This is a genomic window from Mycolicibacterium sp. CBM1 (assembly GCF_054073305.1).
In genome coordinates this window covers 61,580-76,440 of sequence record NZ_JBSXPP010000023.1, presented here as the reverse complement: position 1 = coordinate 76,440, position 14,861 = coordinate 61,580, and the positions used below count along the sequence as shown (strand labels likewise).

The following is a 14,861-nucleotide window of genomic DNA, read 5'->3' as shown; positions in this document are numbered from 1 at the left end:
GGAGCTGCGGGTGCCGATCGGCGTGACGGCCACCGGTGTCCCGATGTATTTCGACCTCAAGGACGAGGCCGAGGGTGGTATGGGGCCGCACGGCTTGATGATCGGCATGACCGGCTCGGGTAAGTCGCAGATGTTGATGTCGATCCTGCTGTCGCTGTTGACCACTCACTCGGCGGATCGGCTCATCGTCATCTACGTGGATTTCAAGGGGGAGGCCGGCGCCGATATTTTCCGGCATTTCCCGCAGGTCGTCGCGGTTATCTCGAACATGGCCGAGAAGAAGTCATTGGCCGACCGGTTCGCCGACACGCTGCGCGGTGAGGTCGCCCGCCGGGAGAACGTGCTGCGGGACGCCGGTCGCCGCGTGCAGGGCAGCGCCTTCAACTCGGTCACCGAATACGAGGCCGCACGGCCTGCCGCCGAAGCTGCTGGAATCGATCTTCCGCCGCTGCCGACGCTGTTCGTGGTTGCCGACGAGTTCACCCTGATGCTGGCCGAACATCCCGAGTACGCCGACCTGTTCGACTACGTCGCCCGCAAGGGGCGGTCGTTTCGGATCCACATCCTGTTCGCCTCGCAGACCCTCGACATCGGCCGGATCCGCGACATCGACAAGAACACCTCGTATCGCATCGGGCTGAAGGTGGCCAGTCCGGCGGCTTCCCGGCAGATCATCGGCGTCGAAGACGCCTATCACGTCGAATCAGGCAAGGAACACAAGGGCATCGGCTTTCTGGTACCCGCTCCCGGCGCCGCCCCGATCAAGTTCCGCAGCACCTACGTCGACGGCATCTACGACCCACCACGCCCGGTGACCTCATATGTCGTTCCGGCGCTGCCCGAACCGGTGCGATTCACCGCCGGACCCGCCACGCTCGACGAGGAAGTGGTGCTGCTTGCCGCCGACGACCACGTCCCGGCAGGACCGCCGCGAAAGTTGGTGGCCACCATCGGCGATCAGCTGGCCCACTACGGGCCGACCGCGCCCAGGCTGTGGCTGCCGCCACTGGACGAACCCGTCGCGCTGACCGAGGTGCTCGACGATGCGGCCGTGCCGGCCCGCCAGTGGCGCTGGCCACTGGGCCAGATCGACCGACCCTTCGACATGCGCCGCGACCCGCTCGTCTTCGACGCGACATCCGCGGCCGGCAACATGGTGATCCACGGCGGGGCGAAGTCCGGAAAGTCCACCGCCCTGGCGACTTTCATCATGTCGGCGGCTGAACTGCATTCACCGGGCGACGTCACGTTCTACTGCCTGGACTACGGCGGCGGCAGGCTTCGCGAGCTTGGCGAGCTGGCGCACGTCGGCAGCGTCGCCTCACCACTGGAACCCGAACGGATCCGGCGCACCTTCGGCGAACTCGAACAACTGCTGACCGCACGTCGGCGCGACGCCGGCCGCGATGGCGCGCACCGCGACGACCACGGCGAAGTCTTCCTGGTGATCGACAACCTGTATGCCTTCGGCCGTGACAACACCGACCAGTTCAACACCCGCAATCCGCTGCTGGCCGACGTGACGGAACTGGCCAACACCGGACTGGCGCACGGTATCCACGTCGTAATCACCACGCCGAACTGGATGGAAGTGCCCCTGGCGATGCGCGACGGACTCGGCCTACGTCTGGAACTGCGACTGCCCGACCCGCGGGACAGCAACGTACGCGTGCCGGACAGCCTGCGCCGCCCTGCCGAGTCGGTGCCGCACGACCAGCCCGGCCGCGGGCTGACGATGGCCGGCGAGCACTTTCTGTTCGCCGAACCCGACCCCGCCCGGATACCGGCGATCAACGCGCGATACCCAGGTATGCAGGCGCCCCCGGTGCGCCTGTTGCCGGCGGACCTCGAACCGGGCGCGGTCGCTCCGGTGTACCGCGGCGGCGAACGACTGGTGCTCGGCCAGCGCGAGGCAGATCTGTCGCCGGTGGTGTACGACTTCGCCGAGCATCCGTTGCTGGCGGTCTTCGGCGACAGCAAGAGCGGCAAGACCACACTGCTGCGCCACCTGATCCGCACCATCCGGGAGAACACGGACGCCGAGGACGTCGCGTTCACGGTGTTCGACCGGCGCCTGCACCTCGTTGACGAACCGCTGTTCGCCGACAACGAATACAACGCCAACCTCGACCGGGTCACCCCGGCGGTACTGGGATTGGCCAATCTCCTCGAAGCGCGCCGCCCACCCGCCGGTCTGTCGCCGGCAGAGTTGTCCGGCTGGAACTACCGCGCCGAGGGCGGTTCGGCGCACACCCACTACCTGATCGTCGACGACGTGGACCAGATCCCGGACGGGCCGGCTTTGAGCGGTCCCTATGCCGGCCATCGGCCGTGGACCCCGCTGCTCGGATTGCTCTCAGCGGCACGGGATCTCGGACTGCGGGTTATCGTCACCGGACATGCCAGCGGCTCGGGTCACGCGCTGATGACCAACCCGCTGCTGCGCCGGATGAGTGATCTGCAGGCGGCGGTGCTGATGCTGTCCGGCAACCCGGCCGACAGCGCCAAGATCCGCGGACACCGGTTCGGCCGAAAGCCCGCCGGACGGGCAATCCTGCTGGGCGACGACGACACCGCCGAGCACCTCCAGCTGGTGAACCCGTTCACCCACGTCGGCAGTACCACCCACATCCGTCCGGGAGAGGAGAACCTATCGTGACCCTTCGCGTGGTGCCAGAAGGCCTGGTGGCGGCCGGCGAGGCGGTCGAGGCCCTCACCGCACGGCTGGCCGCTGCGCACGCCGCCGCCACTCCACTGATCACCGCGGTCCTGCCGCCTGCTGCCGACCCGGTATCGCTGCAGACCGCAGCGGGATTCAGCGTGCAGGGCGCCGAGCACACCACCGTGGCGGCCAAGGGGGTCACCGAACTCGGCCGTTCGGGTGTCGCGGTTGCCGCCGCCGGGGCCGGTTACACCGTCACCGACGCCGCGGCGGCCCTGTCCTTCGCCGCCGCGCGAGGCGGTTGAGCGTGGCCGATCACCGAACGCACCATCCCACTGCCAGCGCCGAAACGATTGGAGAACTACCGTGAGCATGCTCGATGCCCATATCCCGCAGATCGTGGCCGCAGAGGCCGCATTCGGTGCGAAGACGGCGCTCATGCGCAGCACCATTGCCCAGGCCGAACAGGCGGCGATGGCGGCACAGGCATTCCACGCCGGTGAATCCTCGGCTGCCTTTCAGGCGGCCCATGCGCGGTTCGTCGAGGTCGCCGCCAAGGTCAACGCGCTGCTCGACATCGCCCAGATCAACCTCGGCGAAGCCGGTGCCACCTACGTCGCCGAGGACGCGGCCGCGGCGACCACCTACGGAGGTTTCTGATGTCTCAGATCATGTACAACTACCCGGCGATGCTCGCGCACGCGGGGGACATGGCCGGATATGCCGGCACACTGCAGGCGGTCGGCGCCGACATCGCCACCGAGCAGTCGGCGCTGCAGGGCGCCTGGCAGGGGGACAGCGGTGTGACCTACCAAGCGTGGCAGGCGCAGTGGAACATCGCCATGGATGAACTGGTCCGCGCCTACCGTGCGATGGCCACCACGCACGAGACCAACACGCTGTCGATGCACGCTCGCGACCAGGCCGAGGGAGCCAAGTGGGGCTGAGGCGTGGCCGCGCCTGACTCCGTGGAACTGACGGTCGGCGCCGCCTGGCTCGTCGCCGAAACCATTGGTGCCGGCTCGTTCCCGTGGGTACTGGCAATCACCTCACCATTGGCCGAGCCGCAGCGCGGCGGTGACGTCCTGGCCCGGGCCCGCGCCGAACTGCACGAGGCCGCGGTGGTCTCGGCCGATGGAGCGGTACACCCCGCGGTGCGGCGGTGGATCCGCACGGTGTGCGCGCCGCACCAGTGGCTCGAGCTGCGATACGTGCGCGGCGCCGACACGGAACTGCTCCGAGGTCTGGTGGCGCGCCGCGGTGGCGAGACGGTCGTGGCGTTGCGAAGCGGTGAACTGGTGACCTTCACCGAACTCGAACTCACCGACGCCGACCTATTGGCGGCGGTGGTGAGCGCCGGGTTGGCGGGACGTCCACCCGCGGTGTTCACCGAATTCGTCCTGCCCACCCGGGTGGGCGCGCGCGCCGACGAACGGCTGCGCGCCGGCGCCGACATCGACGGTGTACTCGACTATCTGGGGATCCCGGCGTCGGCGACGATGGTCGTGCGCGCCGCCTTGCACGGACGACGCTGCTACGCCGAAGTGCGTGCCGGGGTGAACGACCACGGCGCCGTCGACCTCAGTGAAGTCGGTGTGGGCATCATCGATACCGAGGCCGGCCGAGTACTCGTCAGCCCCCACCGTGCGGACGACGGCGAATGGGTGTCGACCTTTGCGCCGGGCACACCGTTCGCGGTCGCGCTCGCGCTGACCCGGCTCACCGACACCCTGCCCGGCGGCGGATGGTTCCCCACCACCACGCTGGTGCGCGATTTTCTCAGCACCGCAAGATGATTCAGGAAAGAGACAACACGATGACCGAAACTCCGGTGCTGCCGATCGTGCGGGTCGCGGTTCTGGCACGCGGCAGGATCACCGACGTGGCATTGCCGACCGAACTGCCGCTACGCGAGATCCTGCCCGCGGTGCAGCGACTGGTAGCCCACCACGAGTTCGACGACCCCGCGGCAGGCCCGACGCCGGTAACGCTGGCCCCCATCGGCGGCGCGCCCTTCAGTACCGATGCCACACTGGACACTGTCGGTGTCGTCGACGGCGATCTGCTTGCACTGCAAGCCGTTCCGGACGGTCCAGCCGCACCGGGCGTCGTCGAGGACGTCGCCGATGCGGCGGTGATCTTCTCTGCCGCCCGTCGCCGGCCATGGGGTCCGGATCGTATCCGGCTCGGCGCACGAGCCGCGCTGGCCCTGTTCGTGGTTGCCCTGTCAAGCGTGGCGATCGTGCACCGCAGCACCACCGGCGGGTTCGCCGGTCTGTACGCGGTGGCGGCGCTGGCCCTACTCACCGCGCTCGGCGGGTCGCTCTTGCGGGCGCGGTCGGCGAGTATCGCCACCGAGCTCTGCGCGATGGCACTCGTGCCGATCGGCTGTGCGTTCTGGCTGGCGGTCCCCGGTACGCCGAGCCCCGAACACGTGATGCTGGCCGGTGCCGCCATCGCCGCCTGGTCGGTGATTGTCCTGCTCCAGTCCGAGGATGCTGTCGGATTCTTCACCGCCACAGCCGTCATCGGTACCGGTGCACTCTTGATCGCCGCGGCCGCGACGTTGTGGACATTGCCGCCGACCACGGTCGGTTGCGGATTGCTGGTGCTGGCCCTGCTGGTCACCCTGTCCGCGCCGCAGCTCGCGGCGACGTGGGCACGCTTGCCGCTGCCGGTGATCCCGGCGCCGGGCGACCCGACGCCGGCGAGTCCGCCGGCGCGGATCCTCGCCGACCTGCCCCGCCGGGTGCGGCGCGGTGAAGCCCACCAGAGCGGTCTGATTGCCGGTGGTGTGATGCTGGCGGTGGCAGGCTCGCTGTACGTCGCCGCCCGCCCCGAGGCCCCCGGAGTGTGGGGTTGGTATCTCGTTGTGGCCTCGGCGGCCGCCGCCGCGCTTCGGGCCAGGGTGTGGGACACCGCGGTCTGCAAGGCCTGGCTGCTCGCTCAGCCCGCGCTGGTGGCCACCGGAATGCTGGTGATCTTCACCGTCGAGCAGCGCTTCGTCGCGGCGCTGTGGGCGCTGGCCGTCCTCGGTGCACTGACGACGGCATGGCTCGTGGTTGCAGCCAACCCGGCTATTGCTGTCGCCGAACGCTATTCGTTGCCGGTGCGGCGCCTGGTCGGCTTCTTGGCCGCCGCGTTGGACGCATCACTGATCCCGGTGATGGCCTACCTCGTCGGCCTGTTCGGCTGGATTCTCCAGCGATGATGCGGCTGGCCGCGGTCGCCGTGGTGATCCTGGTGGCCGGCAGCGCACCGGCGGGTGCGGTGAGTCCGCCCGTCGCCGACCCGGGGGCCGTACCGCCGCCGGGGGCTGCCGGGCCGACGGCGTCGATGCGCCAACGCGCCGAATGCGTGACGACCGGTGTTCGGCCGGGTACCGATCCCGCTGCGGTCAGCCCCAACCAGGTGATGTTGAATCTGGCCGGTGCGCTCGCCTACTCGCGGGGCGAGGGACAGACCGTGGCGGTCATCGGAACCGGTGTGCGGCCCGGACCCCGCCTGCCGAACGTGATCGGCGGCGGTGACTACCTGACCGGCGGCGACGGGCTGACCGACTGCGACGGATACGGAACTGCGGTCGCCGGGATCATCGGTGGACAGCCCGGCCCGGACGGGTTTGCCGGTGTCGCGCCGGGAGTCCGGTTGGTGTCGATCCGGCAGTCCTCGCCGAGGTTCGCACCCGCGGCCGACGGCCGGGAGTCAGCGGATGTCCAGGCCGCTATCGAGATCCAGAGCCTGGCGCGGGCGGTGGTACGGGCCGCCGACGCCGGTGCGACCGTCATCACCATCTCAACCGTTGTCTGTCTGGCTCCCAACGAGCTGGGCGATCAGCAGACACTCGGGGCCGCGTTGCGGTATGCCGCCGTCGACAAGGATGCGGTGATCGTCGCCGCCGCAGGCGATTCCGGCGCAAACACCGTCGGCGCACCAGCAACCCGATGTGGTAGCAATCCGCTCGGCGCCCCCAGCAGTACCGGCGATCCGCGCAACTGGTCGGGAGTCACCTCGGTTTCGGTCCCGTCGTGGTGGCAACCCTATGTGCTCTCGGCCGGGGCCCTGACGGCCGACGGGCAGCCCGCCGGATTCACGATGGCCGGCCCCTGGGTCGGCATCGCCGCACCCGGACAGAACATCGTGTCGCTGAGCAACGACGCCGCCGGCGGCCTGGCCGACGGAACATCCGACGGCCGCGGCGGCATGACCCCGTTGGACGGAACGAGCTATGCCGCAGCCTACGTCGCGGGAGTGGCCGCACTGGTCCGCAGCCGCTACCCGGCTCTCCGCGCCAACGAGGTGGTGCACCGGCTCACCTCGACGGCGCACAACGGCGCGCAGGCACCGTCCAACCTCGTCGGAACCGGCGCGCTCGACCCGGTGGGTGCCCTGACCTGGACCGTCGACTCGGCCGACGACACAATGACGGCTCCGCTCACCAAACGCGTTGCGGCACCGCCACCCCCGCCGGCTAACGACTACACCTCGCGCACACTGGCATTCGCCGCGACCGGGGTGCTGGCCGTCCTGGTGGCCGGTGCTGCCCTTGTGCGTAGACGCAAGGAGGAAAAGCAATGACCGGTGTCCCGTCGCCCGGTGCCGCCCGGCTGGCTGTGGTCCTGTCGGCCGCGGTGCCCGCCGCGCTCGCCTACCCGTGGCGCACCGACGCCGAACGTGGGGTACTCGGTGTCGCCGTCGTGATCGTGGTCGTGGCACTGGGTTGGTGGCGTGGGCGCCCCCTGACGACGATGCTCGGCGATCGCCTTCGGATCATGCTGCGTCGCAGCACGTTCGACACCTCGACGCCGGAGATCCGCTGGACCGGGACCGACGCGGTGACGACGGTACTGTTGCAGGTCGAGGATGATGACCGTCCGGTTCCGGTGCATCTGCTCACCGGCCAGCTCCAACGCTACGGACTCGCCTGCGACGCGGTGCGAGTCACCACCCGCTCGGCGCCGGCTGGGGTGACGACATGGATCGGGCTCACGTTCAGTGCCGCCTGTAACCTGGCCGCCCTGCAGGCCAGATCTGCTCAGCTGCCGCTTCGCCAGACCGCCGAGACCGCCACGCGCCGGCTCGTCGAACAGTTGCGCGAAAAAGGCTGGACTGCAACGGCGGTCGACGACGTTCCCGCTGTGGTGGCAGCCGACGCGCGGGAGCATTGGCAGACGGTGACCGACGCGCGAGGACACGTGACGAGCTATGTCCTCGATGACGTGGAGGCAATCGGGGCGGTGACGGCGGACTCGACCGGCAGCGAAACCTGGACGGTGCTGGAGATCTCCGGACCGCCGGCAGCCCCGGTTCTGCGGGCCGCGGCGGCGATCCGCACCGAGGAGCCGCCGGCTGCTGCCACAGCGCTGCCGGGACTGGTTGCGGTTCCCGGCCGGCAGGCGGCCGCGCTGGCCGCGCTGCACCCCTTGTCGGGGGCCCGCCTGGTCAGCTGATCGACCGAGGTACCGGCGGCTAGTGGGCGGGCGGGGCCTGGCGGCCCGAATACCCTTCCCACGGGCTGTAATCCGCGATCAGCTCCTCTTGCTCGGGGCGCTGGCCGACAGGGACGTGTTCGAGGTTGACGCGGATGCGGTACCAGATCGAGCTGGGCCCACGCATACCGTCGACGAGGATGTCGGTCGGCTGCAGCGCCTGTGCTGCCTTCGGGTGCCGCGATCGCCACGTTTCCAGCGCGGCCATCGCCTCGTCGCGGGTCTTCGTGCGGGCGACCTCGATGAGCGGCTTGTTGCCCTTGGGTGGCTTCTCGGCCGGCCCGAGCTCTTCTGCCAGCCGCAGCAGCGCGTCCAGCGAGCCCACCGCGTCGTCCATGCCCACCCATGGGTCGCCGCGCTCGGCGAACCGTGCGGGCACCGTCGCGACGGTGAAGGCCTCGGGCCGGCAGCCGGGTACCTCATCCCAGTTCAGCGGGGTGGACACCCGGGCATCGGCGGTGGCCCGCACCGAGTACGCCGACGCCACGGTCCGGTCCTTGGCGTTCTGGTTGAAGTCGACGAATACGCCGTGACGTTCCTCTTTCCACCACTGGCTGGTGGCCAGCTCCGGGGCGCGGCGCTGTACCTCCCGGGCGACGGTCTCGGCGGCGAGCCGGAGCTGTTTGAACGGCCACTGCGGCGCGATGCGGGCGTAGATGTGGAAGCCCCGCGATCCGGATGTCTTGGGCCACGCGATCAGCCCGTGATCTTCGAGAACCTCCCGTGCCACCTGGGCCACGTCGAGAATCTGCGGCCAGCTCACGCCGGGCATCGGATCGAGGTCGATGCGCAGTTCGTCGGGGTGGTCCAGGTCGTCGGCGTGGACGGGATGCGGGTTGAGGTCCACGCAGCCGAGGTTCACCGCCCACGCCAGCCCGGCCGCCTCCCGGATCACCGCCTCCTTGGCCGAAGTTCCGCGGGCGTAGCGCAGCTCGGCGACGTCGATCCAGTCCGGCCGCTTTTCCGGTGCGCGCTTCTGGAAGACGGCCTCCTCGGTGATGCCCTTGACGAACCGCTTGAGGATCATCGGCCGGTCGTAGACGCCCCGCAACGCCCCCTGGGCCACGGACAGGTAGTAGGTGACGAGGTCGGACTTGGTCACCGGAGCACGCCCGTCGACGGCGGGGAAGACGACTTTGTCGGGATGGCTGATGCTGACACGGCGCCCACCGACTTCCACGAAGTCTTCCATGGGCTCATGCTAGTGACGCTGTTCGTTCGCTCTTCGGTGCGAGCTGAGTCACATAAGGTGGGCCCCATGCCCAGTCTCCTGGATCTCCCCGCACAGGCATTGGCCAAGGTCTCGACCCTGGCTGAACGCGGTTCGGCCGAACTGCACTACCTGCACAAGATGATCGAGTCCGGTGCGTTCCGCCTCGAGCCGCCGCAGAACCTCCTGGGGATGTTCGCCGACATCCGGCGCTGGGGTGAGATCGGGATGGTGCCCGCCCTCAATGCCCGCCGCACGCCCAACGCGCTGGCGATCATCGACGACGAGGGTTCGATGACGTTCTCCGAACTCGACGACGCCGCCAACGCGGTGGCCAACGGATTGCTGGCCAAGGGCGTCACCGGCGGTGACGGTGTGGCGATCCTGGCCCGCAATCACCGGTGGTTCGTCATCGCCAACTACGGCTGCGCGCGGGTCGGCGCCCGCACGATCATGCTGAACACTGAGTTCTCCGGTCCGCAGATCCGCGACGTCTCCGAACGCGAAGGTGCCAAGCTGGTCATCTACGACGACGAGTATGCCGAGGCGGTCAAACTGGCTGACCCACCCCTGGGCAAGCTGCGCGCGTTGGGGACGAATCCGGACGCGCCGGAGGCGTCTTCGGCCAGCACCGACGAGACCTTGGCCGAACTCATCGCGCGCAGCAGCACCGCACCGGCGCCCAAAGCGACGAGGCGGTCATCGGTCATCATCCTGACCAGTGGCACCACCGGCACCCCCAAGGGCGCGACGCGCAATGCGCCGCCGAGCCTGGCGCCCATCGGTGGCGTCTTGTCGCAGGTCCCGTTCCGCGCCGGCGAGGTGACCGCGCTGCCGTCGCCGATGTTCCACGCCCTCGGCTATCTGCACGCCACCATCGCCCTGACCCTGGGCTCGACGCTGGTGCTGCACCGCAAGTTCAAACCGGCCACCGTGCTGGACGACGTTGCCAAGCACAAGGTCACCGCGATGGTCGTGGTCCCGGTGATGCTGTCGCGCATGCTCGACGCGTTGGAGAAGATGGACACCAAGCCGGACCTGTCCTCGCTGCGGATCGTCTTCGTCTCCGGCTCGCAGCTCGGAGCCGAACTCGCGACCCGGGCACTGAAGGACCTCGGCCCGGTGATCTACAACCTCTACGGCTCGACGGAAGTCGCGCTGGCCGCCATCGCCCGGCCGGAAGATCTGCTGAAGAATCCGGCCACCGTCGGACCCGTCGTCAGGGGCGTGAAGGTCAAGATCCTCGACGACAACGGCAACGAGGTGCCGCAGGGCGACGTGGGACGCATCTTCGTCGGCAACAGCTTTCCGTTCGAGGGCTACACCGGCGGCGGCAACAAGCAGATCATCGACGGCCTGCTGTCCTCGGGTGACGTCGGCTACTTCGACCACAACGGACTGTTGTTCGTCAGCGGCCGCGACGACGAGATGATCGTCTCGGGTGGGGAGAACGTGTTCCCCGCCGAGGTCGAGGACCTTATCAGCGGGCATCCCGACGTCGTGGAGGCGACCGCGGTGGGTGTCGACGACCCCGAGTGGGGCGCGCGGTTGCGGGCCTTCGTGGTGCTGAAAGAGGAGGCCGAACTCACCGAGGAAGCCGTCAAGAACTATGTGCGCGAACATCTCGCGCGCTACAAGGTGCCCCGCGAGGTCGTGTTCCTTTCGGAACTGCCGCGCAACCCGACCGGCAAGATCCTCAAGCGGGAGCTGCGCCAGATCGAGGTGCAGTGACACTCGTGGTCCAAACCAACAAACTCGTGGTCCAAACCAACAAATGGCAGCGAAAACGCGAGTAAATCCCTGCATTGCGTCGATCTCGGCGCAAGGACCTACGGATCGCGGGGCAGGCCGAGCAGCCGCTCGGCGATGATGTTCAGCTGCACCTCCGACGTCCCACCGTAGATCGTGGTGGAACGGCTGGCCAGCAGGTAATCGGCCCACTTGCCTTGCGGTGAACCAGGATCGCCGATGGCACCGTCGATACCGAACGACGACACCACGAACTCGGCGTAGCCCTGACCGGTTCGCATCGAGAGCAGCTTAGAGATCGCCGCCGACGGCATCGCGTCACCGCCGGCCAGCGTCAACAGCGTGGAACGCAGGTTGAGCAGCTTGGCGGCGTGCCCCTCGGCGATGAGCTCACCGGCCCGATGGTGGCCGATCTGGTCGAAATGCCCGCCGCTGACGAATTCGACGAAGCCGTCCAGGTTCGCCAGGAAGCCCGGCTCGCTGCTGCCGATCGAAACACGTTCGGCGGTAAGGGTGTTACGGCTGACCTCCCAGCCGCGGTTCACCTCGCCGAGCACCAGGTCGTCGGGCACGAACACGTCATCGATGAACACGGTGTTGAACATCGCGTTGCCGGTGAGCTCACGCAGCGGCTTGACCTCCACGCCTTCACTTTTCATGTCGAGCAGGAAATAGGTGATGCCGTTGTGTTTCGCGGCGCTGGAGTCGGTCCTGGCCAGCAGCGCACCCCACTGGGAGAACTGCGCCGCGGTGGTCCAGATCTTCTGTCCGGTGATCCGCCAGCCACCGTCGACCTTGGTGGCCTTGGTGGACAGACTTGCCAGGTCGGATCCGGCTCCTGGCTCGGAAAACAGTTGGCACCAGATCATCTCGCCTCGGAACGTCGGCGGAAGGAAACGCTGCTTCTGTTCGTCGGTGCCGAACGCCACGATCGACGGGATGAGCCAGGCCGCGATGCCCATCTGCGGGCGTTTGACCTGCCCCGCCGCGAACTCCTGCGCGATGATGATCTGCTCGACGGGGCTGGCCGATCGGCCCCACGGCTTAGGCAGGTGCGGCTGCACCCAGCCACCCTCGGCGATCGCGACCTTGCGCTCCTCGCGTGGAATGGCTTTCAGGTCAGCGACTTCGGCGCGGATCTCGTCGCGCAGTTTCTCTGTCTCAGGGTCGAGGTCGATGTTGACCGCGTGCATCCCGGTGCTGGTCGCCGTGTCGAACACCTTCTGCTGGTATTCCGAAGAGCGGCCGAACGCGGCGACCAGGCCCAGGGCGCGCCGGTAGTAGACGTTGGTGTCGTGTTCCCAGGTGAAGCCGATGCCGCCGTGCACCTGGATGCAGTCCTGGGCACAGTGTTGAGCGGCTGCGGGGGCCAGGCTGGCTGCCACGTTCGCGGCGAACTCGTATGCGGTTTCGGCGTTGTCCCAGCCCTGACCGGCGGCCTCGTCCACCGCGCGGGCGGCGTCCCAGACCGCGGCGGTTGCGCGCTCGGTGGTGGCGATCATCTCGGCGCACTTGTGCTTGATGGCCTGGAACTGCCCGATCGGGCGGCCGAACTGCTCGCGGATCTTCGCATACGACGCGGCGGTGTCGGTGGCCCAGCGTGCGATGCCGACCGCTTCGGCCGACAGCAGAGTGGTCACGATGGCACGTGCGGCGGACTCGGGGAGGCTGGACAGCACCCGATCCGCGCCGACCTCGACGGCGTTGGCCCGGACGTGGGCGATCGGGCGCAGCAGGTCCACGGACTTGACCGGCTCGATCTCCAGTGCGGCGGCGTCGAGGACGACCCACTCCACCCCGCTGTCGATCGCCACCGGCAGCACCAGGATCGAGGCCTGCGCGCCGGCGAGCACGGAGCGCGCTTCACCGCGGATCACCAGCGAGTGGTCCTGGCGGGTCGCGGTCAGCCCGGACTCCAGGGCGCACGTCGCGATGGCCTCGCCGGAGGCCAGCCCGCTCAGGATCGGGTCGCCGGGGGCGTGTGCCGAGATCAGCGCGCTGGCGATCGCCGATGGTACGAAGGGACCTGGCACCGCGCCGCACCCGAACTCCGCGATCACGATCGCGAGCTCGAGCACGCCGAAGCCCTGACCGTCGACCGACTCGGCGAGATGCACGCCGTGCAGCCCCTGCTCGGCCGCGGCCTTCCAGTACGGCGGTGGGGTGGACACCGGCTCTTCTAGGGCCGCGTGCAGCACGTCGGACGGCGCCACGCGGGCTACCAGGGATTTCACCGAATCTGCGAGGTCGTTGTGCTCGGGTGTGATCGCGATGGGCATGGGGATGCCTTCCCTGCTGTCGACTGACGAACGTTGTCAATTAACCGGTCGGTTGGGACCGAGGCTACCCGTTGGAGCGACCAGATCGAGCCTGCGTCCAGATCGCGGTTCGGCCCGAATTCTTGACGTGGACGCAGACTCGATGCCGTTACCGCAGACTCGTGCGATTCGGGGTGGCACGCAACGCCACCACCACGACCGCCGACAGGGTCATCATGATGCCGACGGCCCACATGCCGGCCTTGTCGCTGCCGGTCAGCTGGTTGAGGGCACCGGTGGCGTATGGCGCGGCGAATCCGCCGAGGTTGCCGATCGAGTTGATCAGCCCGATTCCGCCGGCGGCGGCCGCACCGGTGAGGAATTGGGCAGGCAACGCCCAGAAGCTGGGGATCGCGCTGAAGACACCCATCGCGGCGATGCTGACGGGGATCATCACCAGCAGCGGGCTGTGCAGATACAGCGCTATCGGTATCGCGAGGCCGCCCAATCCCATCGGGATCGCGACGTGCCAGACATGCTCGTGGCGGCGGTCGGCGTGCCGCGACCACAGGTACATCGCGATCGCTGCCAACGTGTAAGGGACTGCAGTGATCAACCCGACCTGCAGGATCGACAGGTGCACCCCGAAGGTCTTGGTGAAGCCGCTGATGATCGAGGGCAGGAAGAACGCCAGCGCATACAGCCCGTAGGCGACGCCGAAGTAGATCAGTGCGAGCGCCCAGATCCTCGGACTGGTCAACACCCGGCGCAGCGGAAAGTCGAAAGCTTCTGCGACGTGGCGCTTCTCCTCGGCCAGCACGTCGACGAGCCATCGACGCTCATCGGGGTGCAGCCAGTGGGCGTCGGCCGGGCGGTCGGTCAGAGAGAACCAGCAGATGATCCCCAGGGCGATGGCCGGTAGCCCTACCCCGATCATCATGAATTGCCAGCCGGCCAGCCCGAAGGTGCCCTCACCGGTCTCGATCAGCCACGCCGCAAGCGGTGTTCCGACGGCCGCGGCGATCGGACTGGCCATCATGAACATCGCCACGATTCGTGCGCGATAGGCAGCGGGGAACCAACAGCTGAGATAGAAGATCACCCCGGGGAACAGGCCCGCCTCGGCCACCCCGAGCAGGAACCGCAACGCCAACAGGGAACCGGCGTTGGGGGCGAATCCGATTGCCACCGCGACGATTCCCCACGACACTGCGATGCGCGCGAGCCAGCGCCTGGCCCCGAAGCGCTCCAGTGCGAGGTTGGACGGCACTTCGACGAGCACGTAGCCGATGAAGAAGATCCCCGAGGCCAGTCCGAACATGCTCGCACTCAGCTGCAGGTGCGCGCTGATGTCGGCCTTGGCGATGCCGAGGTTGGTGCGGTCGAGGTAGTTGACGAAGTACAGCGCCATCAGCAGCGGGACGATGCGGATGACGACCTTGCGCAGTGCGCGGGTCTCCAGTGACTGTTCACCGGTGGATGCGACGGACATC

12 protein-coding genes are annotated in these 14,861 nt (G+C 68.3%); 9 read left to right on the top strand and 3 right to left on the bottom strand.

The window, feature by feature from the left end; all coding sequences use genetic code 11:
• The 8 genes from eccCb to eccE all read left to right on the top strand — a co-directional run.
• Nucleotides 1–2,659, top strand: a 2,659-nt coding sequence (eccCb, locus tag ACXDF8_RS24265) for a type VII secretion protein EccCb (protein WP_457225819.1), incomplete at its 5' end; no start/stop codon positions are given.
• Entirely contained in the window at nucleotides 2,656–2,967 is a 312-nt protein-coding gene (locus tag ACXDF8_RS24260; protein WP_457225818.1) for a PE family protein, read from the top strand. The genes eccCb and ACXDF8_RS24260, both read left to right, overlap by 4 nt.
• A gap of 61 nt (nucleotides 2,968–3,028) precedes the next feature.
• The gene (locus ACXDF8_RS24255) at nucleotides 3,029–3,322 is read left to right on the top strand and encodes a type VII secretion protein EsxS (protein WP_457225817.1); all 294 of its coding nucleotides are present in this window, start codon (nucleotides 3,029–3,031) and stop codon (nucleotides 3,320–3,322) included.
• Nucleotides 3,322–3,609, top strand: a complete 288-nt coding sequence (locus ACXDF8_RS24250) for a WXG100 family type VII secretion target (protein WP_457225816.1) — start codon at nucleotides 3,322–3,324, stop codon at nucleotides 3,607–3,609. The genes ACXDF8_RS24255 and ACXDF8_RS24250 overlap by 1 nt, the downstream gene beginning before the upstream one ends.
• Nucleotides 3,610–3,612: 3 nt before the next feature.
• Nucleotides 3,613–4,458, top strand: coding sequence for an ESX secretion-associated protein EspG (locus ACXDF8_RS24245; protein ID WP_457225815.1), 846 nt, complete (start codon nucleotides 3,613–3,615; stop codon nucleotides 4,456–4,458).
• 20 nt (nucleotides 4,459–4,478) lie between these two features.
• Nucleotides 4,479–5,873 (top strand): type VII secretion integral membrane protein EccD, encoded by a 1,395-nt coding sequence (gene eccD / locus ACXDF8_RS24240; RefSeq protein ID WP_457225814.1) that lies wholly within the window; start codon nucleotides 4,479–4,481, stop codon nucleotides 5,871–5,873.
• Nucleotides 5,870–7,240 carry a type VII secretion-associated serine protease mycosin gene (mycP, locus tag ACXDF8_RS24235; protein ID WP_457225813.1) on the top strand — a complete coding sequence of 457 codons (1,371 nt, stop codon included), beginning with the start codon at nucleotides 5,870–5,872 and terminating at the stop codon, nucleotides 7,238–7,240. Before eccD ends, mycP begins: the two co-directional genes overlap by 4 nt.
• Complete coding sequence (gene eccE / locus ACXDF8_RS24230) at nucleotides 7,237–8,112, top strand: type VII secretion protein EccE (RefSeq protein WP_457225812.1); 876 nt, start codon at nucleotides 7,237–7,239, stop codon at nucleotides 8,110–8,112. The genes mycP and eccE overlap by 4 nt, the downstream gene beginning before the upstream one ends.
• 19 nt (nucleotides 8,113–8,131) lie before the next feature.
• Here eccE and ACXDF8_RS24225 read toward each other — a convergent pair whose 3' ends face one another.
• A complete protein-coding gene (locus ACXDF8_RS24225) occupies nucleotides 8,132–9,343 on the bottom strand; it encodes a DNA polymerase domain-containing protein (RefSeq protein ID WP_457225811.1) in 1,212 nt (403 codons plus the stop codon).
• 66 nt (nucleotides 9,344–9,409) lie between these two features.
• Between ACXDF8_RS24225 and fadD2 the strand changes: the two genes are divergently transcribed.
• Nucleotides 9,410–11,092 (top strand): long-chain-fatty-acid--CoA ligase FadD2, encoded by a 1,683-nt coding sequence (gene fadD2 / locus ACXDF8_RS24220; protein ID WP_457225810.1) that lies wholly within the window; start codon nucleotides 9,410–9,412, stop codon nucleotides 11,090–11,092.
• Nucleotides 11,093–11,190: 98 nt separating this feature from the next.
• On the opposite strand, the gene ACXDF8_RS24215 is transcribed toward fadD2, so the two are convergent.
• Together ACXDF8_RS24215 and ACXDF8_RS24210 are read right to left on the bottom strand one after the other, a co-directional pair.
• Entirely contained in the window at nucleotides 11,191–13,389 is a 2,199-nt protein-coding gene (locus ACXDF8_RS24215) for an acyl-CoA dehydrogenase family protein (RefSeq protein WP_457225809.1), read from the bottom strand.
• Nucleotides 13,390–13,537: 148 nt separating this feature from the next.
• A complete protein-coding gene (locus ACXDF8_RS24210; RefSeq protein ID WP_457225808.1) occupies nucleotides 13,538–14,860 on the bottom strand; it encodes an MFS transporter in 1,323 nt (440 codons plus the stop codon).
• Nucleotide 14,861: the final 1 nt, after the last annotated feature.

Coding starts and splice junctions, on each gene's coding strand:
- ACXDF8_RS24250 (WP_457225816.1), top strand. CDS start 3,322: ATGTCTCAGATCATGTACAACTACCCGGCGATGCTCGCGCACGCGGGG.
- eccD (WP_457225814.1), top strand. CDS start 4,479: ATGACCGAAACTCCGGTGCTGCCGATCGTGCGGGTCGCGGTTCTGGCA.
- mycP (WP_457225813.1), top strand. CDS start 5,870: ATGATGCGGCTGGCCGCGGTCGCCGTGGTGATCCTGGTGGCCGGCAGC.
- eccE (WP_457225812.1), top strand. CDS start 7,237: ATGACCGGTGTCCCGTCGCCCGGTGCCGCCCGGCTGGCTGTGGTCCTG.
- ACXDF8_RS24225 (WP_457225811.1), bottom strand. CDS start 9,343: ATGGAAGACTTCGTGGAAGTCGGTGGGCGCCGTGTCAGCATCAGCCAT.
- fadD2 (WP_457225810.1), top strand. CDS start 9,410: ATGCCCAGTCTCCTGGATCTCCCCGCACAGGCATTGGCCAAGGTCTCG.
- ACXDF8_RS24215 (WP_457225809.1), bottom strand. CDS start 13,389: ATGCCCATCGCGATCACACCCGAGCACAACGACCTCGCAGATTCGGTG.
- ACXDF8_RS24210 (WP_457225808.1), bottom strand. CDS start 14,860: ATGTCCGTCGCATCCACCGGTGAACAGTCACTGGAGACCCGCGCACTG.